Annotated in this window: 18 protein-coding genes and 1 pseudogene; 10 read left to right on the forward strand and 9 right to left on the reverse strand. The window is 58.5% G+C overall.

Annotated elements, in window-relative coordinates; all coding sequences use genetic code 11:
- Nucleotides 1-158: 158 nt before the first annotated feature.
- The 4 genes from Q1B27_RS22660 to Q1B27_RS22675 all read left to right on the forward strand — a co-directional run bounded on the left by Q1B27_RS22660 (nt 159) and on the right by Q1B27_RS22675 (nt 4,684).
- Entirely contained in the window at nt 159-494 is a 336-nt protein-coding gene (locus tag Q1B27_RS22660; RefSeq protein WP_299851744.1) for a cupin domain-containing protein, read from the forward strand.
- A 212-nt stretch (nt 495-706) separates the two neighbouring features.
- Nucleotides 707-3,724, forward strand: coding sequence for an aminotransferase class III-fold pyridoxal phosphate-dependent enzyme (locus Q1B27_RS22665; RefSeq protein ID WP_299851747.1), 3,018 nt, complete (start codon nt 707-709; stop codon nt 3,722-3,724).
- A gap of 18 nt (nt 3,725-3,742) precedes the next feature.
- On the forward strand, nt 3,743-4,159 hold the full coding sequence (locus Q1B27_RS22670; RefSeq protein ID WP_299851750.1) for a hypothetical protein: 417 nt from the start codon (nt 3,743-3,745) through the stop codon (nt 4,157-4,159).
- 75 nt (nt 4,160-4,234) lie between these two features.
- Nucleotides 4,235-4,684: a copper chaperone PCu(A)C gene (locus tag Q1B27_RS22675; protein ID WP_299851753.1), complete on the forward strand. Its 450-nt coding sequence runs from the start codon at nt 4,235-4,237 to the stop codon at nt 4,682-4,684.
- Nucleotides 4,685-4,742: 58 nt separating this feature from the next.
- On the opposite strand, the gene Q1B27_RS22680 is transcribed toward Q1B27_RS22675, so the two are convergent.
- Nucleotides 4,743-5,546, reverse strand: a complete 804-nt coding sequence (locus Q1B27_RS22680; RefSeq protein WP_299851756.1) for a helix-turn-helix transcriptional regulator — start codon at nt 5,544-5,546, stop codon at nt 4,743-4,745.
- 147 nt (nt 5,547-5,693) lie between these two features.
- On the opposite strand from Q1B27_RS22680, the gene Q1B27_RS22685 reads away from it, so the two are divergent.
- The 3 genes from Q1B27_RS22685 to Q1B27_RS22695 all read left to right on the forward strand — a co-directional run bounded on the left by Q1B27_RS22685 (nt 5,694) and on the right by Q1B27_RS22695 (nt 10,396).
- Nucleotides 5,694-7,286, forward strand: coding sequence for an ABC transporter substrate-binding protein (locus tag Q1B27_RS22685; RefSeq protein WP_299851759.1), 1,593 nt, complete (start codon nt 5,694-5,696; stop codon nt 7,284-7,286).
- Nucleotides 7,287-7,370: 84 nt separating this feature from the next.
- Nucleotides 7,371-8,990: an amidohydrolase gene (locus tag Q1B27_RS22690; protein WP_299851762.1), complete on the forward strand. Its 1,620-nt coding sequence runs from the start codon at nt 7,371-7,373 to the stop codon at nt 8,988-8,990.
- Between the two features lie 128 nt (nt 8,991-9,118).
- Nucleotides 9,119-10,396 carry a 4-aminobutyrate--2-oxoglutarate transaminase gene (locus tag Q1B27_RS22695; RefSeq protein WP_299851765.1) on the forward strand — a complete coding sequence of 426 codons (1,278 nt, stop codon included), beginning with the start codon at nt 9,119-9,121 and terminating at the stop codon, nt 10,394-10,396.
- A 355-nt stretch (nt 10,397-10,751) separates the two neighbouring features.
- Here the strand turns inward: Q1B27_RS22695 and phoB are convergent, their stop codons facing one another.
- From phoB to Q1B27_RS22730, 7 genes and pseudogenes are all read right to left on the reverse strand, one after another.
- A complete protein-coding gene (gene phoB, locus Q1B27_RS22700) occupies nt 10,752-11,447 on the reverse strand; it encodes a phosphate regulon transcriptional regulator PhoB (protein ID WP_299851797.1) in 696 nt (231 codons plus the stop codon).
- Nucleotides 11,448-11,515: 68 nt separating this feature from the next.
- On the reverse strand, nt 11,516-12,187 hold the full coding sequence (gene phoU / locus Q1B27_RS22705) for a phosphate signaling complex protein PhoU (RefSeq protein WP_299851768.1): 672 nt from the start codon (nt 12,185-12,187) through the stop codon (nt 11,516-11,518).
- A 9-nt stretch (nt 12,188-12,196) separates the two neighbouring features.
- A complete protein-coding gene (pstB, locus tag Q1B27_RS22710) occupies nt 12,197-12,958 on the reverse strand; it encodes a phosphate ABC transporter ATP-binding protein PstB (protein WP_299851801.1) in 762 nt (253 codons plus the stop codon).
- A gap of 92 nt (nt 12,959-13,050) precedes the next feature.
- A complete protein-coding gene (pstA, locus tag Q1B27_RS22715) occupies nt 13,051-14,310 on the reverse strand; it encodes a phosphate ABC transporter permease PstA (RefSeq protein WP_299851771.1) in 1,260 nt (419 codons plus the stop codon).
- Nucleotides 14,303-15,193: pseudogene (pstC, locus tag Q1B27_RS22720) on the reverse strand (phosphate ABC transporter permease subunit PstC); the annotation flags it as partial. The pseudogene pstC and the gene pstA, both read right to left, overlap by 8 nt.
- A 132-nt stretch (nt 15,194-15,325) precedes the next feature.
- Nucleotides 15,326-16,363 carry a substrate-binding domain-containing protein gene (locus Q1B27_RS22725; RefSeq protein WP_299851774.1) on the reverse strand — a complete coding sequence of 346 codons (1,038 nt, stop codon included), beginning with the start codon at nt 16,361-16,363 and terminating at the stop codon, nt 15,326-15,328.
- Nucleotides 16,364-16,465: 102 nt separating this feature from the next.
- Complete coding sequence (locus tag Q1B27_RS22730; protein ID WP_299851777.1) at nt 16,466-17,527, reverse strand: ATP-binding protein; 1,062 nt, start codon at nt 17,525-17,527, stop codon at nt 16,466-16,468.
- Between the two features lie 159 nt (nt 17,528-17,686).
- Between Q1B27_RS22730 and Q1B27_RS22735 the strand changes: the two genes are divergently transcribed.
- Together Q1B27_RS22735 and Q1B27_RS22740 are read left to right on the forward strand one after the other, a co-directional pair.
- The gene (locus tag Q1B27_RS22735; RefSeq protein WP_299851780.1) at nt 17,687-18,487 is read left to right on the forward strand and encodes a DeoR/GlpR family DNA-binding transcription regulator; all 801 of its coding nucleotides are present in this window, start codon (nt 17,687-17,689) and stop codon (nt 18,485-18,487) included.
- 46 nt (nt 18,488-18,533) lie between these two features.
- A complete protein-coding gene (locus Q1B27_RS22740; protein WP_299851783.1) occupies nt 18,534-20,219 on the forward strand; it encodes a Na/Pi cotransporter family protein in 1,686 nt (561 codons plus the stop codon).
- Here the strand turns inward: Q1B27_RS22740 and Q1B27_RS22745 are convergent.
- Entirely contained in the window at nt 20,216-21,088 is an 873-nt protein-coding gene (locus Q1B27_RS22745) for a LysR substrate-binding domain-containing protein (RefSeq protein WP_299851786.1), read from the reverse strand. The genes Q1B27_RS22740 and Q1B27_RS22745 overlap by 4 nt on opposite strands.
- A 116-nt stretch (nt 21,089-21,204) precedes the next feature.
- Here Q1B27_RS22745 and Q1B27_RS22750 point away from each other — a divergent pair, with 116 nt between their 5' ends.
- Complete coding sequence (locus Q1B27_RS22750; RefSeq protein ID WP_299851790.1) at nt 21,205-22,392, forward strand: 2-aminoethylphosphonate--pyruvate transaminase; 1,188 nt, start codon at nt 21,205-21,207, stop codon at nt 22,390-22,392.
- The last annotated feature ends 94 nt before the right edge of the window (nt 22,393-22,486 follow it).

The following is a 22,486-nucleotide window of genomic DNA, read 5'->3' on the forward strand; positions in this document are numbered from 1 at the left end:
TGCGATGGTGTTTCATCGGCCACGAAGGGCCTGATGCGCCCATAAATTCGTCCGGTAAGAGCGCTGGAATACCCCGATGTCGCCAACAATATTGGGTGCTTGCAGTCGCGGGCAAATCGGCAGAGCTTTGCAATGGTCACATGTCAAAGGATCTATTCATGCCCTATCCGAATTTTATCAAAGAGTTTCCCAGCATTGATGTGCCTTTCCCAGAGGATGTGGTGCAGACAGCGGTGATAAAGTCAGACTGCGGCATGGTCGCTTTCTTCACCTTTCTCAAGGATATGGAACTGCCCGTGCATTCGCATGGAGCGCAATGGGGCACGGTTGTGGAGGGCAAAATCGAATTTACCATCGGTGAAGAAACCAGGGTTTACAGGGCCGGTGACAGCTATTCGATTCCGGCTGGCGTTGAACACGGGGCGATGATCACGGCGGGAACCAGGGTCATTGACGTTTTTGAAGAGGCCGACCGGTACCCGATAAAGACCTGACAGGACTTTACTTTTCCCGTGTTTTTCCAATCATGTATGGCCCGCCTCAGACGACCATTCCTGCAGGGATTTCACGCGCGAACGGGTCAGAACTGCTCAATTGTGACCCGGGTCTAGAAAATCCTATGCGTGGGAAATTTCTGGGGTTCAGATCGGCTGAAAATTCAGGCTAACTGTCGTCAAATCTTGAATGCAGAACAGGTGCCCCGACGATGACAGCGCATTGGCAAGAAACACTGGCCGACATCTGGGGGATCACCGCTACGTTACGCCCGCTCGACGGCGAGTTTGATCTGAATTTCATGGTCGACGGCACGCCCGGCTATGTACTCAAGGTGATGCGGGCGGGATGTAACGTAGATCTCGTCGATATGCAGTGCCGGGCCATCGCACATCTCGGGGCCTTGGGCACCGACACCCCCGTGCCCGGCGTCGTGCCCACGGCATCGGGGGATCTGTTTACGCAAGCGCCGGACGAAAACGGGGATAGCCGTATCCTGTGGCTGCTGGAAAGGGCTGAGGGCATTCCCTATGCAACCTACCGCCCGCATACGTCCGATCTGGCGCACGCGCTGGGCCGCCACCTGGGCGCAATGGACAAGGCGCTGGCGGATTTCACGCATCCTGGTCTTGCCCGCGATTTCAAGTGGAACCTCGCACAGGGTGACTGGATTGCGAACCGCACCAGCGTGATCGCCGACACGGTTCGACGCGCTAGGCTCGACCGGATTGCCGACGGTTTCAAAGCAATCAAACCAGCGCTGGAGGCGCTGCCAAAGGTCGCGATCCACAATGACCTGAATGATTATAATATTCTCGTTGCGGGCGATCTTTCTGAGCCACCGCGGATTTCGGGCCTGATTGATTTCGGCGATATGTGTGCCGCCCCCCGCATCTGTGACCTTGCCATTGCCGGGGCCTATCTGGTGCTGGATCACGACGACGCCGAAGGGATGCTTGCCGCGCTGGTTTCAGGCTATCACGCTATTCACCCTCTCACCCCGGAGGAGGTTGATATGATCTGGCCGCTGGTGCAGATGCGCCTGGCGGTCAGCCTGGTGATTTCGACCCAGATGGCGATGGAAAAACCCGACGACCCTTACGTCGTCATTTCCCAGGCGCCTGCGTGGCGTTTTCTCGAATCCGACCAGATCAACACCGGTACCATCGCCCCGCGCCTGCGGGCCGCCTGCGGGTTGCCCGTCACCGATGCCGCGCCGCGCATCATGGCATGGCTGGATAAGGAGCGAGGAAATTTCGCGCCCCTTATCGGTGAAAAGCTTGATGAGGTGCCCATGGGGTCGCTCTCGGTCGAGGTCAGCACCACGCCTCAGAACCCGTTTCACATCACCGCTGAAGAGGCTGCAACAGCCGGTGCGGAATATCACCGGGACGCGCCGGTCTGGATGGGGTATTACCGCGAGCCGCGCCTGATCTATACCGAGAGCTTTTTTCGCCTCGGCCCGTGGAAGGCCAGCGACCGGCGCACCGTGCATCTTGCCGTCGATGTCTTTGCCGACGCGGGCACACCGCTTCACGCGCCACTGGCCGGTACGGTCGAATTCGCGGGCTACCGCGAGGCCAATCTGGATTATGGCGGGCTGGTCATTCTGCGCCACGAAACGCCCGAGGGTGACAGCTTTTTCACGATCTACGGGCATCTCGCCAAAGCCTCAGCCGAGGCATTACAGCCGGGTCAGAAAGTCGAGAGGGGCGCGGCATTCGTCCAGCTGGGCGTAGCTGCAGAAAATGGCAAGTGGAGCCCGCATGTGCATTTCCAACTGGCGCTGACACTTGAGGGCTATGGCGATGATCTGCCCGGTGTGGCGTCGCCCGATCTGCTGGATCTCTGGACCGGGCTTTGTCCCAACCCGGCGGCGCTGCTGAATCTGGCGGACGAAAAGACGCGGTTCCAGCCGGCGAACCGTGCGGCGGTGCTGGACAAGCGCCGCCAGAACTTCGGTGCCAACCTCAAGCTGACCTATGATCAGCCGGTCATGCTGATGCGCGGCTGGAGACATCACCTCTTTGACGAATGGGGCCGGCCCTATCTGGACGCCTATAACAACGTGCCGCATGTCGGCCACGCGCATCCGCGCATTCAGGCGGTGGCGGCGGACCAGCTCAGGCGGATGAATTCGAACACCCGTTACCTGCATCCCGCCCAGACCGCATTTGCCGAGAAAATCCTGTCGAAAATGCCCGACGATCTTTCGGTCTGTTTCTTCGTCAATTCCGGGACCGAGGCCAATGAACTGGCCCTGCGGCTGGCCCGCGCCCATACCGGCGGCAAGGATATGGTGACGCCCGATCATGGCTATCACGGCAACACCACCGGCGTGATTGATATTTCTGCCTACAAGTTCAATGCCCCCGGTGGCGTGGGTCAGCCCGATTGGGTGCACCTGATCGAAGTGGCGGACGATTATCGCGGCAGTTTTGGCCGCGATGATCCCGACCGGGCCGAAAAATTCGCCGCACTGACAGACGGCGCGCTGGACCAAATCGTGGCACGTGGCGGCACGCTGGCCGGGTTCATTGCCGAAACCTATCCCAGTGTCGGCGGCCAGATCATTCCGCCCAAGGGCTATCTGGCGGGCGTCTGCCGGCGCATCCGTGCGGCAGGTGGTGTGTGTATCGCCGACGAGGTGCAGACCGGGCTGGGTCGTCTGGGCACCTATTATTTCGGGTTCGAGGAACAGGGCGTCGTGCCCGATATTGTGGTCATGGGCAAGCCCATCGGCAACGGTCATCCGCTGGGTGTGCTGGTCACCACGCGCGCCATTGCCGACAGTTTTGCGAAAGGCCCCGAGTATTTCTCGACCTTCGGTGGCTCCACCCTGTCCTGCCTGATCGGCAAGGAGGTGCTGGATATCGTCGATGATGAAGGGCTGATGGAAAACGCGCGCTTCATGGGCGAAAAACTCCTGACCGGGCTGCGCGCATTGCAGGATGAGTTTGACCTTGTCGGCGATGTGCGGGGCAGCGGCCTTTTCATCGGGGTCGAACTGATCCGTGACCCGCAAAGCCGCGCACCCGGCACCGAGATCGCAGCTTACGTCAAGAACCGGATGCGCGACGCCCGGATTCTGCTGGGCAGCGAGGGGCCACATGACAACGTCCTGAAAATCCGCCCACCGCTCACCATCGACGCGGAAGGCTGCGAGATGATCCTGCACTGCTTGCGTCGCATATTGCAGGAGGTGACAATCCGGCAGGCGCTGAGCTAAGCCGACAAAAGGCGCAAGTTGACGCGGCATCGCAGGCAAGGCTTTTCAATCCCGGTGATGGTCTGTAACCATCCGGGCATGACTGGCCTTGTCACCAGATACCTGATCATTGCCCTGCTGACGCTGGGCATCGTGTTGCCGCAAGCCTCGGCCGCGCTGGCCGGGTTGGGTCTACTGGATGGCCGGCTGATCGTGATCTGCACCGGTGACGGTCTGCGCACGATCCGCATCAACGATGACGGCGAACCTGTCGAGACCGCGCAAAAGGTCGACCTATGCGCGCTTGTTCATGCGGCCGACACGTCTGAACGCGCCTTGCCCGCAGCTATCGCACCGCGATACCTCTTTACCACCGGCAAAACCCTGGCCGGACCTGTTTCACTCACGGCGCACTTTTTCTCTCCGTCACTTCCCCGCGGCCCGCCACTGGCTTGATTGCCCGCAATCAACGACCAGACAAACCACTGCCAGATCGCCCGCAGTGGCAATTCGCATAAATGGAGAGACAGAATGAAACCGACCCTGATCCTTACCCTTGCCCTGGGCCTGCCCACCCTTGCAACCGCCCATGATTTCACCGCCAAGGATTTGGAAATCCAGCATCCGATGGCCTTTGAAACCCCGGTGACTGCCAAATCCGGCGCGGGATATTTCATCGTCAACAACACCGGCAAGACCGACGACACCCTGCTTGAGGTGCGTGCCGATTTTCCCAAAGTCATGCTGCACAAATCCGAGGAGAAGGACGGCGTTGCCACCATGATGCATGTCGACAAGATCGACATCCCTGCCGGTGAGACGATCGAACTGGCGCCCGGTGGTTTTCACGTGATGTTCATGGGCCTTGATGGCGATCCGCTTGAGGAAGGCGAAAAGATCAAGGCCACGCTGGTGTTCGAACATGCGGGCGAGGTCGAGATTGAATTCAATGTCGAACCGCGTTCGAAAGCCGCCGAATAACCAAATCTGCCAAGAAGACCGGTCCGGCGCATCCCCCGCGCCGGATCGTAGCGGCCGCTCAGGTCAGGAAACTTGAACTGCCCGCCTCCTGTGCGCCCTCCCCTTTACCTTCCAGATAGCTGCGCACCGTCGGGTCGATATGTCGGCTGCGGATCGGGTACGCGCCACAAGCCCTCAGCGCGTCACGGGCGCTGACCCGTTCATCCACCCGTTTCCAGATAGACCGCGAGGCATAAGGGCTGACATGCGGACGCCACGCCACCCCCATCGTCATGCCGCGCAGGAATCTGACCTGCTGCCGGTGCGATGGCGTCAGAATCGTCTCGACAATGCTGCCCTCGCGCACCATCTCATGCTCGACCGCATAAATCCGGTTGCCGCGCTGCGCCACCATCCCCTCGTAACGTGAATTCTGATAGATACTGCCATCCTTGGCGCGGACCTTTTCCAGCGAGCGGCTCATGACATACCCATCCTTTTCATACAGCCAGATCAGGCTGCGCAGGATCATCCCGTCCCAGGTCGGCGTCTGGAAATGCGAGTGATAGAACCCAAGATACCGACGCAGCACCTTGGCCTGATCGCGAAACGCGCCGGTCATCAGATCGGCAGGCCCGCTGGCCGTGCGTTTCTGGTTCAGGATGTGGCGGCGCGTGAACTCTGCATGATCGGTAAAAAGATCGGCTTCGGACAGGTCGAAATACCGCGCGATGCGCCGCAGGTTATGCGCCGACGGCATGCCACCGCCGTTAAGATAGCGGTTGAATTGCTGCCGGTTGATGCCGATCTCGCGGCAGACCTGCGCGATGGATCCGTAATCGGCGCAAATGCTGCGCAGGTTTTCTGGAAAATCTTCGTCCATTAATGGGAATTCTTTCGTTGTTAGAAGCGTTATAGCGTCACTTTGCTTACATATGATTATAGTTGCACAGTTTATAGAATCAAATGGCCGTCCGATGATGCCCCCATATCACGGTTGTCACCGTGAGCGTTTCGGGAGGAAAGAGACATGGACGCACAGGAAAAACACGCGAAATGGCTGGTTGGTCAGATGGAAAAAGGCCGCATGTCGCGGCGCGAATTCCTTGGGCGCAGCACCGCCCTTGGTCTGGCAATGGGGGTCGGGTCCGGCCTCTTTGATGCCGCGCAGGCCGCAACACCCAGCAAGGGTGGGCATATGCGCCTGGCGATGGGCCACGGCGCCACATCCGACACGCTGGATCCGGCAACCCTGACCAACGGGCTGCAATGGGTCGTGGCTTACGGCGTCGCCAACACGCTGACGGAACTGGATGCGCACGGCAATCTGGTGGGCTCGCTCGCGACAGAGTGGAGTTCGTCGCCCGATGCTAAGGTCTGGACCTTCAAACTGCGCGACGGGGTGGAATTCCACAACGGCAAGACCATGACCGCCGAGGATGTGATCGCCTCGCTCAACTATCACCGGGGTGAGGAATCGACATCCGTTGGCAAGCCGGTGATGGACGCGGTGACCGAGATCAAGGCCGATGGCAATACGATCGTCGTGACTCTGTCCGCCGGTAACGCCGACTTCCCGTTCAATTTCAACGAGGCGACATTCGGCATCTACCCGGCCAAGGATAATGGCATCGACTGGCAGGCGGGCGGCTCGGGCGGCTATGTGCTGAAGAACGAACAGCCCGGTCAGCGCTATGAATTCGAACGCAACCCCAATTACTGGAAAGACGGGGCGGCCCATGCGGATACGATTGATCTGCAATCCATCACCGATCCGGCGGCGCGTCAGAACGCCCTGATCACCGGCGAGGTCGACTGTATCGACCGGGTCGAACTGAAGACCCTGGCGCTGATGTCCCGGACGCCCGGCGTTGTCATCGAAGAGGGTGCAGGCCCGCTGCATTACACTTTCCCGATGATGACCAAGATGGCGCCCTTCGATAATCTCGAACTGCGCAAGGCGCTGAAATTTGCGATCAACCGTCAGGATATCGTCGACAAGATCCTCTTTGGGCACGGCGTGGTGGGCAATGACCACCCCATCGGCCCGTCCTATCGCTATCACGCGGCGGATATCGAACAGAACAGCTATGATCCCGACAAGGCCAAGCACCACATGGAGAAATCCGGGCTGGGCAATGTCGATATCAACCTCAGCGCTTCGGATGCCGCCTATAGCGGCGCGCTGGATGCGGCGGTCCTGTTCCAGGCCTCGGCCAAGTCTGCGGGCATCAACATCAACGTCATCCGCGAGCCAAATGACGGCTATTGGTCGGATGTCTGGATGAAGAAACCGTGGAGCGCCAGCTACTGGGGCGGCTACCCGACCGAAGACACGATGCTGTCGACCGGCTTTGCCCCCGGGGCAGCGTGGAACGACACCCAATGGGATCACCCGGCATTCAACGAGCTGCTGGTCAAGGCCCGGGCTGAACTGGACGAGGGGCTGCGCGCCGAGATGTATCGCGACATTCAGATCATCCTGCGCGACGAGGGCGGAAACATCGTACCGATGTTCGCCAACGAGGTGCACGCGCGCAACGACAAGATCGGCCACGGCGATCTTAGCTGGGTTCGCGGGTTTGACGGCCGCCGCATCCTGGAGCGTTGGTGGATGGTGTGATCTCTTCTCCCGGATCATACCGGCCTTCCGTGCCCTTGTGGGCGCGGAAGGTTCGTTGCGGCAACCGATAGCGGAGTTTGGGGCATGGTGCAGGGGCAGACGCTCTATTTCAACGGCACGATCCTGACGATGGATGACACAAGGCCCAGCGTCGGCGCGGTGCTGACCGAGGGCGAGCGCATCATCGCGGTCGGCGATGAGGCATCCCTGCGCGCGCAGGTGACCGACGCGACCAATGTCGACCTACAAGGCCAGACCATGATCCCGGCCTTCATCGACCCGCACGGGCATTTCCCCGATCCGGGCTTTATCCGGCTGTTCCGCGTCGATCTGGCCCCGCCGCCGCGCGGCGACTGCACCGACATGGCCACCGCGCTGGCACGGCTGCGGGACAGGGCGGCGCAGACCCCCAAGGGCGAATGGATCATGGGGGTACTTTTTGATAACACCGCCATTGCCGAACGCCGCATGCCGACCCGCGCCGAACTGGACAGTGTGTCCACCGATCATCCGATCTGGGTGATCCATGCCTCAGGACATAACGGTGTGGCCAATTCTTACACCTTGCGGAAACAGGGCATAGACCGGCACACGCCCGATCCCCCCGGGGGGCGCTTTGGCCGTGACCCCGATACCGGCGCGCTGACCGGCCTCATCGAAGGCATCGCGGCGATGGGTGAGATGAGCGCTACGGATTTCCTGATCGACCGCAACCGTTTCTGGCAGGGCTTTGATGCGTGTCGCGATGAATACCTGTCCTACGGGGTGACCTTCGCGCAAAACGCCTGGACCTCGCGCGACATGCTGGACCATTTTGCCAGCCTGCCCCCCGGCGACGATCCGGGGATTGATATTCTGCTGCTTCCGATTGGAGAGCTGGAGCCCGATCTGACCGACGGTCCAAACCCGCTCGACTGGCGCGAAACCTCCTATTTCACCTTGGGCCCGCGCAAGCTTTTTACCGATGGCGCGTTTCAATTGCAGACCGCCTTTCTGACCGCGCCCTACCACAAACCGTCCAATCCCGATGCCCCCTGTGGCATGTCCTATACCGACACGGCGGAACTCAATGCGCAGGTGCTCAAACTGCATCGCCTGGGGTTCCAGATCCATTGCCATTGCAACGGCGATGCGGGCACCGACATGCTGCTCGATGCAATCGAGGCGGCATTGAAGGACACCCCGCGCGACGATCACCGGCATACGGTAATCCACGGGCAGGTGCTGCGCGACGATCAGATGGCGCGCATGATCCGGCTGGGCGTGACGGTCAGTTTCTTCTCGGCCCATATCCATTTCTGGGGCGACCGGCATTTTGACACGTTCCTGGGGCCAGAGCGTGCGGCGCGGATTTCACCCGCCGCCTCGGCTGAAAAACACGGGCTGCGCTACACGATCCACAACGATGCTTCGGTCACGCCCACGCGGCCCCTGCACCTGGCCCATTGCGCGGTGAATCGGCGCACCGCCAGCGGCCGTTTGCTGGGTGAAGATGAGAAGATTTCCGCCATGTCGGCGCTGCGCGCCCAGACAATCGACGCCGCCTGGCAGGTTTTTCAGGAGGATCAGCGCGGCTCGATCACCCCCGGAAAACTGGCGGATTTCGCGCTGCTCAGCGGCAACCCCTTGGAGGCGCCTGAGAAAATCGAACAGCTTGACGTCCGCCAGACGATCCGCCGCGGGGCCTGCGTTTACCGTACCTGAAGCATGATGTAATAATTTGATCAAATCCCGGATGAATCCGGTTGTGAACCCCGATAAACTTGATAAACCTCTGGCTGATCCGGCGCGCCATCCCCTTTTTGCGACCCGGAAAACAAGAGGATTTGACCATGCTGAATACAGAAATGAGCAGCAGACGCGACAGCGCGATTGCCCGTGGTGTCGGGATGATGACCCAGGTTTATGCCGAAAAGGCCCGCAACGCCGAGGTCTGGGATGTCGAAGGCAACCGCTATATCGACTTTGCCGCCGGCATTGCGGTGGTGAATACCGGCCATTGCCACCCCAAGGTGATGGCGGCGGTGGAAAAGCAGTTGAACGCGTTCACCCATACCTGCCACCAGGTGATGCCCTATGCCAATTACATCCAGCTGGCCGAGCGTCTGAACGATAAGGTGCCGGGTGATTTCGAGAAAAAGACAATCTTTGTCACCACCGGGGCCGAAGCGGTTGAAAACGCGATCAAGATCGCGCGCGCCGCAACGGATCGTCCTGCGATCATCGCCTTTGGCGGCGGTTTCCACGGCCGGACCTTCATGGGCATGAGCTTGACCGGCAAGGTCGTGCCCTACAAGAAAGGCTTCGGCGCAATGATGCCCGATGTCTATCACGTGCCGTTCCCGGTCGATCTGCATGGCAGCAATGCCAGCGATGCCATGGGCGCGCTGACCGGCCTCTTCAAGGCAGATCTTGATCCGGGCCGTGTGGCTGCGATCATCATCGAACCGGTGCAGGGCGAGGGCGGGTTCTATCCCGCGCCGGCCGAGTTGATGCGCGGGTTGCGCGCGCTTTGTGACGAACATGGTATCGTGATGATCGCCGATGAGGTGCAGACCGGGTTTGCCCGCACGGGCCACATGTTCGCGATGGAAGGCTATGATGTCGCCGCAGATTTGACGACGATGGCCAAGGGCCTCGCGGGCGGCCTGCCGCTCGCGGCTGTGACCGGTCGCGCCGACCTGATGGATGCCGCCGATCCCGGCGGCCTTGGGGGGACTTACGCGGGCAACCCGCTGGGTGTGGCGGCCTCGCATGCGGTGCTTGACGTGATCGAAGAGGAAGACCTCTGCGACCGCGCCAACGAGTTGGGTTCGCGCCTGAAACAGCGCCTTGAATCGATCCGCGAAAATACCCCGCAGCTGGTTGATATCCGTGGTCCCGGCTTCATGGTTGCGGCGGAATTCAACACCGTCGACGGCAGCGCGCCCGACGCCGATTTCGCCAACCGCGTCCGCGCCGAAGCACTCAGCCGTAATCTTGTGCTGCTGACCTGCGGTGTCTACGGCAACGTCGTGCGCTTCCTTGCGCCGATCACGATCCAGGACGAAGTCTTCGCCGAAGGTCTCGATATTCTCGAAGCCTCCATCGAGGCCGCCAAGGCCGCCTGACACCTGTCTGGACATTAGAAAAATTGCAGCAGCGCCGGTCTTCCCCGGCGCTGTTTACATTTGAGCCAGCTTCAAGCCATCGACCGACCCTGGCTTGCTCAACCGGTTTGGCCCGATCGGCACCAGAAGGTTGGTGCCGCGCCACCCCACGCAAAGCACGTGGTTTCTTTGCCGGCAAAGTCGCGGCTCGCGTCTATCGACCGTTTTTTTGCGCGCGCCCTGTTAACCCGGCAAAACACCGATCCCCGCACCGACGTAATACCGACAAAATACCGACGTTATACCGATTTTGAAAATCGCGTTTTTTCAGGCCGTTAACCCTGATTCGCCTTAATTTCGCGAAATCCGGCGCCAATCACTCGGTCGCCAGCGCGTATCCAAAGCCCCGGATTGTACGGATAAGGCCCTTGCCGCCAGCACCATCCAGCACCCGACGCAGACGCCCCACATGCACGTCCACCGTCCGGGTATCCACATCCGCCGTGATGCCCCAGACCATGTCCAGCAACTGATCGCGCGAGAACACCCGCCCCGGGCTTTGCATGAGTGTCACCAGCAAGCGAAATTCTGTCGGGCTCAGCAAAATGGTCTTGGCACCAACGCTAACCGTATGCTTTTCAAGGTCAATTTCGACCTTGCCGCTGACCAGCTTGCTGTCGGCCACTCGGGCGGCGGGGCGCCGCAGGGCCGCGCGGACGCGGGCGATCAGCTCTTTGACCGAATAGGGCTTGGTCACATAATCATCCGCCCCCACATCAAGACCACGCACCTTGTCGCGTTCCTCGGACCGGGCGGTCAGCATGATGATGGGAACTTCGCGGGTGGATTTATCCCGGCGCAGCTGGCGGCAGACTTCGATCCCCGACAGGTTGGGCAGCATCCAATCCAGCAGGATCAGGTCGGGCGGATCCTCGCGCGCCGCCTCGACACCTTCTTCCCCATCCATCGCGATACGCACGTCAAACCCTTGTTTAGCAAGGTTATATCGCAGCAATTCAACCTGCGAGGGTTCATCTTCGATGACCAGAAGGCGGGGGCTGGAAAGGCTCAATCGTCGGGTCCGTGGCTGGATGGTTTCGGGGCTGTTGATAACGGTTTCAAATCGCATCGGCAAACCTGTCAATCGCTCGCTTTCAGGTCGATGCCTGTGACGATCTGGTGGACATGGCGGGCGATATTCACGACGTGATCGCCAACCCGTTCAAAGCCCCGCGCCAGCACGATCAGATGCACATGTATCTCGGCATCCTGAGGGGCGTCTGCGATGGCAGCAATCTGCATCGAAAAGATGTCCTTGTTGATCTGGTCGATCTCACGATCGCGCTCCCGGATGTCATTGGCCAGCTCGATATCGCTTTGAGAATACGCACTTAGCGCATCCGACAGCATCGACTGAACCAATGTGCTCATCTGCTGGATCTTTTCACGCGCGGGCTTGCCAGCCTCAGTATCCGCCAAAAGCCGCGCGCGTTTGGCAGTGGATTTGGCGTGATCGCCGATGCGTTCCAGCTCTCCGGCGATGTTGATCGGCGACAGCGCCTGGCGCAGGTCCAGCGCCATCGGCTGGCGCAGTGCAATCAGACGCTCCGAGCGCGAATAGATGTCCTGATGCATCCCGTTAATCGTCCGGTCGAATGCCACCAAACGATCCACCTCGCCAGCGTCAAACTGATCCAGCGCCTCGGTGGCCTCGGCCAGTTGCGTTATCACCTGTTCACCCATGTCCAGAATGCGGCGTTTGAGCTTGTTCAGGTCCTTGTCATAACGCGAACTGATATGCAGATTTTCCATGTTGCGGTCCTAGCCTATGCGTCCGGTGATGTAGTTTTGCGTCTGTTCTTCGCGCGGGTTGGTAAAGACGTCTTTGGTCGCGCCGACCTCAATCAGTTTGCCCAGGTGAAAGAACGCGGTACGCTGCGAAATACGGGCTGCCTGTTGCATGGAATGTGTCACGATTACAATGGTATAGTCCTTGCGCAGACTGTCGATCAGGTCTTCAACCTTGGCCGTTGCAATCGGGTCGAGCGCCGAACAGGGCTCGTCCATCAGGATGACTTTCGGTGCGACAGCCACAGTGCGTGCGATGCACAAACGCTGTTGTTGACCACCCGACAGGCTGTTGCCCGGCTGGTCCAGCCGGTCATGCACCTCATCCCACAGGCCGGCGCTTTTCAGGCTCCATTCTACCCGGTCGGCCATCTCGGTCTTGGAACTGGTCATGCCGTGGATTTTCAGCCCGTAGGCGACGTTTTCAAAGATCGACTTGGGGAAAGGGTTGGGTTTCTGAAACACCATACCCACCTGCGCGCGCAACGCCACCACATCGACAGCGGGGTCATAAATCTCCTGCCCGGCGATGGTCAGGTTGCCATCGAAACGGCAGATCGGGATTAGATCGTTCATGCGGTTGATCGCACGCAGAAAGGTTGATTTGCCGCAGCCCGAGGGGCCGATCAGGGCAGTCACACGCTTTTCTTCGATATCAAGGTTGATATCAAAAAGCGCTTGCTTTTCACCGTAAAAGACATTCGCCTTGCGGGCCTGGATGAAAGATTGTTCCATTTCAGAAACCTTTTCTGGCGGCGTGGGTGTGGCGGGTTGTCCAACAAAGTTGGCATCCGCCACAGGGGTTTGGATAAGGGTTTGATCCATAATCAGAATCTCGTTTCCAGTTTGCGTCGCAGCAGGATCGCGATGAGGTTCATGAGGATCAGGAACGTCAGCAAAACAATGATCGCAGCCGCGGTTTTTTCGGTAAAGGCACGCTCGGGTGCATCCGCCCAGAGGAAGATTTGCACCGGCAGCGCCGTGGCGGGTTCCAGCACGGATGTTGGTACATCGACAATGAACGCCACCATGCCGATCATCAGCAGTGGCGCGGTTTCACCCAACGCCTGCGCCATGCCCACGATTGCACCGGTCAGCATACCGGGCATTGCAACGGGCAGCACATGATGGAAAATGGCCTGAACCGGCGTGGCGCCAAGCGCAAGGGCCGCTTCCTTGAACGATGGCGGAACGGATCGAAGGGCCGCGCGCGAGGCGATAATGATCGTGGGCAGCGTCATCAGCGCCAGGACCATGCCTCCCACCAGCGGGGTTGAGCGGGGCAGGCCCATGTAGCCCAGAAAGATCGACAGACCAAGCAGGCCGAAGACGATGGACGGCACCGCAGCAAGGTTGTTGATATTCACCTCGATCAGGTCCGACATGCGGTTTTTCGGAGCGAATTCCTCAAGATAGATCGCGGCTCCGATGCCCAGCGGAAAGGATAGCGCGAAGCAAACCAAGAGTGTCAGGGCCGAACCCATGAGCGAGCTGAGAATACCGGCAATTTCGGGCTCACGGCTGTCACCGTTGGTAAAGAAGCCACGATTGAACGTTTCGCGCGCCAGCCCCTCTTCGAGCAACTTATCAAGCATCGCGATCTCGGCATCCGAGACCCGGCGCTTGACCTCCGGAAGGTCAGTATCCACCTGGCCGCTGATATAAAGATCGGCATCGTCCGACGCCGTGACCCACAGGGTTTGCATCCCACCCAGCAATTCGGGATTGGCCTGTATCTGGCGTTCGACTTCAAATGCGGCCTCAGTACTGACCAGACCGTAAAGGCGTTTCTTTTCCTTGCGTTTTTCAACCTCCGGGAAGGCATCGCGCAGGCCTTTTTTCACAAGGCTGTTGAAGCTGGCATCGCCAATGTTTTCCGGGTCGATCTCTTCGGCGCTCAGATCCACGGTGACGGCGATCTGTGATTGCCAGATCACCCCCGCGCCGTTGCCGATGATCGACGCGAACATGATCACAAGGAAGGCCAGCGAAATCAGGATGGCACCACGCCCGGCCCATTGAAAACGCGCCTCGGCCCTTTTGCGGCGGCGCAGGCCGAAACCTGCTTCTTGGGTAAAGTTAATCATATTGTTCCCGGTATTTCTTGACGATCCTGAGCGCGATGACGTTCATGATCAGGGTCAGAACAAAGAGCAGCAAACCAAGCGCGAAAGCCGATAGTGTCTTGGCGCTGGCAAATTCCTGGTCCCCGGTCAGCAGGGCCACGATTTGCACGGTTATGGTGGTGACGGCGTCAAGCGGATTGAGGCTCAGTTTTGCGGCAAGTCCTGCGGCCATCAGCACGATCATCGTCTCACCAATGGCGCGTGACGTGGCCAGCAGCAGCGATCCGGCGATGCCGGGAAGTGCGGCGGGCATCACGACCCGGCGGATGGTCTCTGATTGGGTTGCCCCCATGCCCAGGGACGCATCGCGCAGAGACTGCGGCACAGCATTGATCACATCATCCGACAGGGACGAAATCAACGGGACGATCATGATCCCCATTACCATGCCGGCCGCCAAAGCGCTTTCCGATGCGACCTCCAAGCCGAACTGACCACCTGTCATGCGGATGAAAGGCGCAACGGTCAGTGCAGCGAAAAAGCCGTAGACGACCGTGGGGATACCGGCGAGGATTTCCAACGCGGGCTTTACCCAGTCCCGGGCGCGTTTGCTTGCATATTCAGATAGATAGATGGCGGATGTCAGCCCCAAGGGTGTTGCGACCGCCATCGCGATAGCGCTGATCAGCAACGTGCCATTAATCAGTGGCAGCACGCCAAAACTACCCTCGGCACCAACCTGATCGGCACGGATCGCGGTTTGTGGGCTCCATTCAAGGCCAAAGAGGAAATTGCTGATGGGTACTTTTTTGAGAAACAGAATGGTTTCAAAAACCAGCGACAATACGATGCCAAGCGTGACCAGAATGGCCACTCCGGCAGCGGCTGCCATGACAGCGATAATCAGATTGTCGCGCCAGCGTGGTCGTTCCGACCGGGTGATGATCAACGTCCCGTCAGGCATTTGGCAGGCTTTCTTCGAAGAGGTAGAAAAGGTGCTCCGGCCCACGATTTACGGGGCCGAAGCAATTTTGCATTACATGCTCAGCGGCGACAGTGATTTGACCTTTTCGGCCCAGTCACTGCGCTCATCATCACTCAGCGGGATCAGACCCTTGTCGGCCAGGTAACCATCTTCGCCCCAGGCATCTTCCGACGTGAATTCAGCCAGGAATTCCTCGATACCCGGAACAACACCCACGTGGTCTTTCTTGACGTAGAAATAGAGCGAGCGGGCAATCGGATAATCGCCGTCGGCGATCAGTTCGAATTCCGGTGCGACACCACCAACCAGAGAGCCTTGTACCTTGTCGCTGTTCTGCTCAAGGAAACTGTAGCCGAAGACACCGAAAGCATCAGGGTTGGCTTCGAGCTTCTGAACAATCAGGTTATCGTTTTCACCGGCTTCGACATAGGCACCGTCTTCGCGCACCGTGTGGCACAGCGATTTATAGGCGCTTTTGTCTTCCTTCTTCATGGCCTTGATCCAGTCGAAGGTCTTGCAGCCGCCTTCCAAGGCCAGCTCTGCAAACGCGTCGCGGGTGCCTGATGTCGGGGGCGGCCCCAGTACTTCGATCTTCACCGCGGGCAGATCAGGGTTGATCTCGTTCCACATGGTGTAGGGGTTGGGCTGGGTTTCGCCTTCACCGCTCGGGACATCCTTGGCCAGTGCCAGGAAGATCTCCTGCAACGTCAACTCAACCGGCGCGTCGCCTACCGCATTGGCCAGCACGATGCCGTCGAACCCGATCTTAACCTCAACGATGTCGTTCACGCCATTTTCGGCACAAAGTTCAACTTCGGAGGATTTGATGCGGCGCGATGCGTTGGTGATGTCGGGCGTGTCAACACCCGCACCCGAGCAAAAGAGTTTCAGTCCGCCGCCCGAGCCAGTGCTTTCGACGATCGGAGTGGCGAAATCGGTGGATTTGCCGAAACGTTCGGCAACGGTGGTTGAAAACGGAAATACTGTGGACGAACCGACTATGTTGATCTGATCCCGGGCTATCGCAGGTGCGGCAATGGCAGCAGTCAGCACAGTGGTGGCAGCAAGTGTTTTGAGGCGAACAGACATGATGTCTCCTTACGTGTCTCTATCGTCCCGAATGGAACGGCGCCTGTGTCGGCGGCGCGTGAAACACGAGTACGACGATTCTGTAACAGTTCTATGACAGCGTCATTTTTTTTGCTGCGGTGCGGCGACAGGCAGGTATGCGGTGAAGGTGGAACCTGTGCCAAGCGTGCTGTTGATTGTCAGGACGCCGCGATGGCGCACCAGAATATGTTTGACGATGGCCAAACCCAGCCCCGTGCCCCCCACATTACGCGACCGGCTTTTATCAATCCGGTAAAACCGTTCTGTCAGGCGGGGGATTTCACGCGCAGGGATGCCTTCGCCCTGATCCCGGACCGAGACGAAAACGGCAGGCATGTTCAACGGATTGCCATTGGGTGCAGCTTGGGCCGTCACGGTGATTGTGCTGCCCTCGCGGCTGTAATTGATGGCGTTTTCCAGCAGATTGATCAGCGCGCGCGCTAGATCGTCGCGTTTACCCAGGACAGTCGGTAGATCGGGCACGACTTTACAATCCAAATGTTTGCCACGTTTCCGGGCAAGTGCGGTCACGGATTCGACAGCTTGATGAATGGTTTGGTTCAAGTTCAGCGGCTTTTTGGGCGCTCTGCTTTCCTTGGCCTCGACCTTCGAGAGAGACAGAAGGTCTGAGACAAGGTTGGTCATCCGGGCAACTTCTTTCTCCATCAGGCCCAAGAATAGCTTTCCCGCCTCGGGGTCATCTTTCCCGTCGCCTTGCAATGTTTCGACAAATCCCGAAATTGCAGTCAGCGGCGAGCGGATTTCATGCGAGACATTGGCCACGAAATCGCTGCGCATGGATTTTGCGATGCGCAATGGTGTCTGGTCTTCGAATGTCAGCACGAGCGTGGGGGCGGCGAACTGTTCCAGATCAGTTACGGTTTTGACTGAAATCAGAAACTCTCTTTGAAAGGTTTCGTTGGTAACAATGGTTAGCGAGGTGGCACCACGCCGGGCCAGGGTGGTTTGCAGCAGTGTTTCGATATCACGATCCAGCTCGCCGAGCTTCCCAAGGCTTTCGCCTGTTTGAAGACTGGGAAAACTGGCGAAAGCCGCGTTATTTGCCAAAGCAATGCGCAACTCATTGTCCAGCAACATGACTGGAACGGAAATACCATTGAGTACTTTTTGTTGGTTCTTCATGCGCTGCCTCGCGTCCGCGATTGGATTGGTAACCGCTCATAAAGGCCATTTACTTCAGTAGCGCAACAATCCCTTCATTCAGCAAATTGCGACAAGTTTGAAAGCAAGGGTGGACATTTGACCGGTTTTGGAGTTTTTTGACCGATTAAGGATGAGAATATGGTGAAAATCAACAATTCCACAACCAACCATCGCGAGGTCGAGGTGCTGGACGCTCTACGTCGTCTTGGCGGGTCTGCGAGAAATTCAAATATTGCCGATCTGTTGGGCGTCTCTGAAGAGACTGTGCGCAGGACGACCAAGGCACTGGCCAAATCTGATCTGGTGCGTCGCGTACATGGCGGCGCCTATTTGCCTGACGCTCAGGGCGACGCGGGCGTGTTTTCGCGCCTTGGGCAGCGCTCAGATGAAAAGGCGCAGATAGCGCGGGCTGCGGCGCGGTTGATCCCAAACGGTGCATGCCTGTTTCTGGATGTCGGATCGACCACAGCTTTTGTCGCCCACGCGCTGCGCAAACACGAGAACCTCTTCGTCGTGACGAACTCTTTGAACGCGGCACAATCGCTGGCCAAACGCCGCGGGAACCGGGTCTTTCTGGCGGGCGGAGAGTTGCGTGACGCGGAGTGGGGCACATTCGGCCCCGAGGCCGAGGCTTATGTCCGAAACTTTCGGTTCGATTATGCGCTGCTAAGTGTGGATGGCATCAATAAAGAAGTCGGGTTTCTGCTTTCGGTGCCGTCAGAGGCCGCCCTGGCTCGCGCGGTGATTGCCCGCAGTGCCTGCACCATCGTGGCGGCGGATCATTTGAAATTCGGGCAAACTGCCCCCCTGATCATGTGCGCGGGTGAGGACGTGAATGTCGTCGTGACAGATTGCCCCGTGGCGCGTGGTTATTCGGAGAAACTCAATAATTGGCAAGTAGATGTGGTAACCGCGGGGCAGGAGAGCGCAGAATGCTGAATCAGAACGCAGGTTGCTGCGCTGAAAATGAAACGGGTGTCCGGGCATGACCATTCTTTCCTTTGTCGTGCAGCTGATGGGGGCAACGATGTTGCTGCTTTATGCTGTGCGCATGGTGCGAACCGGGATCGAACGCGCCTTTGGAGCCTCGTTCCGGCGTATTGTCACGACGACAAGCAGTCCGATCAGTTCTGCGTCAACCGGTTTGGTTTTGGCGATCGTGCTGCAAAGCTCGGCGGCAGTGGGCCTGCTGGTGGCCGGGTTTGCGGGTAGCGGCGCATTGGGGTTCGGCGCGGGCCTGTCTGTGGTGCTGGGGGCAGATTTGGGGTCGGCCTTGCTGATCCAGGTACTCTCTTTCAAGCTTGAATGGCTGGTACCGCTTCTGCTTGCGGTGGGTGGCGGACTCTTCATCAAATCCGATGGTCGCAAGCTCAAGCAGGCGGGGCGGATTATACTTGGCATTGCCTTCATCCTGATCTCGTTGCGTTTCCTGCGCGAAACGATGGACCCGATCCGCGACAGTGCTTTTTTGCCTTCGATCGCCGGTTTCCTCGAACGTGATTTTGTGACGGCCTTCATCGTTGGGGCCCTACTGGCATGGGTAATGCATTCCAGTGTCGCCGTTATCCTGATGTGCGTGACCCTGGTGGCCATTGATGCAATCCCTGTGGCCGCCGGCGTTTCACTGGTGCTGGGGGCTAATCTGGGCAGTGCGATCATCCCTATCTGGCTGACCCGAAGTATGACCCCGGTGGCCAGGCGCGTGCCGCTCGCCAATTTTCTGCTGCGTGGCAGTGGGGCAATCGCGGCGCTGATCCTGGTGAACAAGCTGACGATATTGCCGTACCTCTCAGGCATGGGAGAAGCGCAGACACTGATCAATGCACACCTCTTGTTCAACGCGATGCTTTTGTTAGCATTACCCTTTTGCGGCCTGCTGGAACGGCCAATGAAACGGTTTCTGCCGATGGCGGAGATTACTCACGAGGACATGCCACAAATGCACCGGTCGGTTCTGGATGAGGCGTCGCTAAAGACACCGCAACTGGCGCTGGCCAATCTGAAGCGCGAGGTGCTGCGCATGTCGCAAGTGGTCGAAGGCATGACCGCACCGACAATCGAATTCTACGAAAGCTATGATAAAACCAAGGCCGATGACCTGATCGCGCGCGATGCGATTGTGAACACGGCGTTGGACGATATCCGCCGATTTGTCGCGGACATTCCAATGCAGGATGCGACCAAACAGCAAAAGAAGCGCGCGCGCGAATTGACGGAATATGCCATTGCGCTTGAATCTGTCGGCGATCTGGTGGTCAAACTGATCCTGCCGTTGGCGCGGGAAAAGTCGCAGAAGGGCATCGAGTTTTCCAAGGCCGGTCAAGAAGAGCTGATCGGTATTCACGAACGGATGATGGCTAATATGGGACTTGCGTCCAATGTTCTGGTCTCGGACGACCTGGACAGTGCACGTCTGCTTCTGGAAGAAAAGGCTGAGATGACACGCCTGGAACGGTCGAGCCGGAAAAAGCACCTCAAACGTTTGACCGAAGGTACCCAGACGAGTTTCGATTCAAGTGATATCCATCTCGAAGTGCTGCGCGGGTTCCGTGAAATCAACAGCCATATCGCGTCGGTCAGCTATCCGATCCTCTATCGTGGCGGGCAATTGCTGGAAACGCGGTTGATTGAAACCATGACCGAAGATGAGGATGAAAGGCTGTCGTCCTAACCAGCCGCGATATGCGTGCGTGCGAACTCCATGAACGCGCGGATTACCTTGACTTCACTCCGCTGCGCCAGATGCACGATGGATTCGCCCATGCGCAGGTCGATATCCTTAAGCGCGATTTCAACCAGCCGTTCATCATGGCCAAATTCCGCCTTCGAGACAAAGCCAACCCCCGCGCCGGAAGCGACGACCTCGCGCACGGTTTCGCGGCCCTCAGCCTCGATCGCCGGAGTCAGATCAAGCCCCTGTTTTTCGGCCTGTTCTTCCAGTTTCTGACGGGTTTTCGATCCGGTCTCGCGGAAGATCAGCGGTAGATCCGCCAATTCCGATAGGCTGATGCTGGTTTTGCCTTTTGGTAGCAAGCCCTTGGCTGCAAACGCTACAATCGGCGTGTCCCCAAGACTCAGGGTTTCCATGTCACGCCCGGGCGACAGGCTGCCCGCCACGCCCACCTCGGCGTTGAAGGCGCGCAATTCCTCCAGCACTTCGTCCGAGTTGCCGGTGCGCAGTGAAACCACAACATTCGGGTATCGCTTGCGAAAAGCGCTGAGGATATCGGTCACATGATGGGCCGAATCCGCGATGATGCGCAGCGATCCATCCACGGCTGCGCGAGTTTCTGACATGTATTCACCGATCTGCTGTTCGATCTCGAAATAATGCTTGGTCAGACGAAACAGATTCTCGCCGGCCTCGGTCAGCTGCACCCGCTTGCGCTCGCGGTGAAACAGCAGCACATCGTGATCCTGTTCCAGCTTGCGCACCTGTTCGGAGATCGCGGGCTGCGTCAGAAACAAGGCTTCCGCAGCACGGGAAAACCCCCCGTGCAGTGCCACGAAATGAAACGCTTTCAACTGGCTGTGGCGCATGAATTCCCTCTCTGATGTAGTATCAGCTGTACTTATGGATCAATCGTTATTTACAATTTCACATATGGTGCGGCTTCCTGCAATGGTGATTTCAGATCGCCATTTCGGAGGCCGCCATGACCACCCAACAGACCGGAATTTCACCCCCTAAACTGGGCGAGCCTTACCTGCTGACGCCGGGGCCGCTCACCACGTCATTTCCTGTAAAAGAAGCAATGTTGAGGGATTGGGGCAGCTGGGATGATGATTTCCGCGCGATGACCCGCGACATGCGAACACGTCTCTTGGCGCTGCTGGGGCCGGGCGGCGAGGATTTCGATTGCGTTCCCATGCAGGGCAGTGGCTCTTTCTGTGTCGAGGCGATGCTGGGCAGTTTCGTGCCGCGTGATGGCAAGGTGCTGGTCCTGGCCAATGGTGCCTATGGGCAACGCTCTGCCAAGACAATGGAATACCTTGGCCGCGCCCATGTCGTGCTGGACAAAGGCGATTACCTGCCACCGCGCGGCGATGAGGTGGCGCAAATCCTGGCCGATGATCCGGCGATCACCCATGTGGTGGCCATTCACTGCGAAACCAGTTCGGGCATCCTGAACCCGGTCGAGGAAATTTCCGAGGTCACCTATGCGGCGGGGCGCAAGCTGCTTGTCGACTCGATGTCGGCTTTCGGGGCAATCCCGCTTGAGGTAGCGCAGGTGCGGTACGAGGCGATGGTAAGTTCCGCCAACAAATGCATCGAAGGTGTGCCCGGTTTCGGCTTTGTCGTCGCACGCAAATCAGAGCTTGAGGCGGCGAAGGGCAACAGCCATTCTCTCAGCCTTGATGTGCATGCCCAGTGGGCGAATATGGAGAAAACCGGTCAGTGGCGCTTTACCCCGCCGACCCATGTGGTCGCTGCGTTTCTCGAAGCATTGCGCGCCCATGAACTCGAAGGCGGTGTTGCCGGGCGCGGCGCGCGCTACACCAATAACCGGGATGTGATGGTTGGCGGAATGCGTGATCTCGGGTTTGAAACCCTGCTCAAGGATCGCTGGCTCAGCCCGATCATCGTGACCTTTTTCTGCCCGGCCTCACCGGCGTTTGAATTTGGCAAATTCTATGAGCTGATGAAGGCCAAGGGGTTCATTATCTACCCTGGCAAGCTAACGGTCGTGGATAGTTTCCGCATCGGATGTATTGGCCAGATGGATGAAAATGTCATGCGGCAGGTCGTGAAGGCCGCCGCCGAAGCCCTGTCAGAAATGGGTGTAAACGATGCGTCGCCACCGCAGGCGGCCCTGGAAGAACGTGCCAAATTGGCCGCTTGATTATAAAGGACGAAGACCATGACGAAAGAGAGTTCAGTATTTGCGAATGGTCGTGAATATATGTTTCCGAAGGTATGTGCGATCTCGATTTGTC

The organism is uncultured Roseovarius sp. (genome assembly GCF_947489715.1).
Taxonomy (GTDB): domain Bacteria; phylum Pseudomonadota; class Alphaproteobacteria; order Rhodobacterales; family Rhodobacteraceae; genus Roseovarius.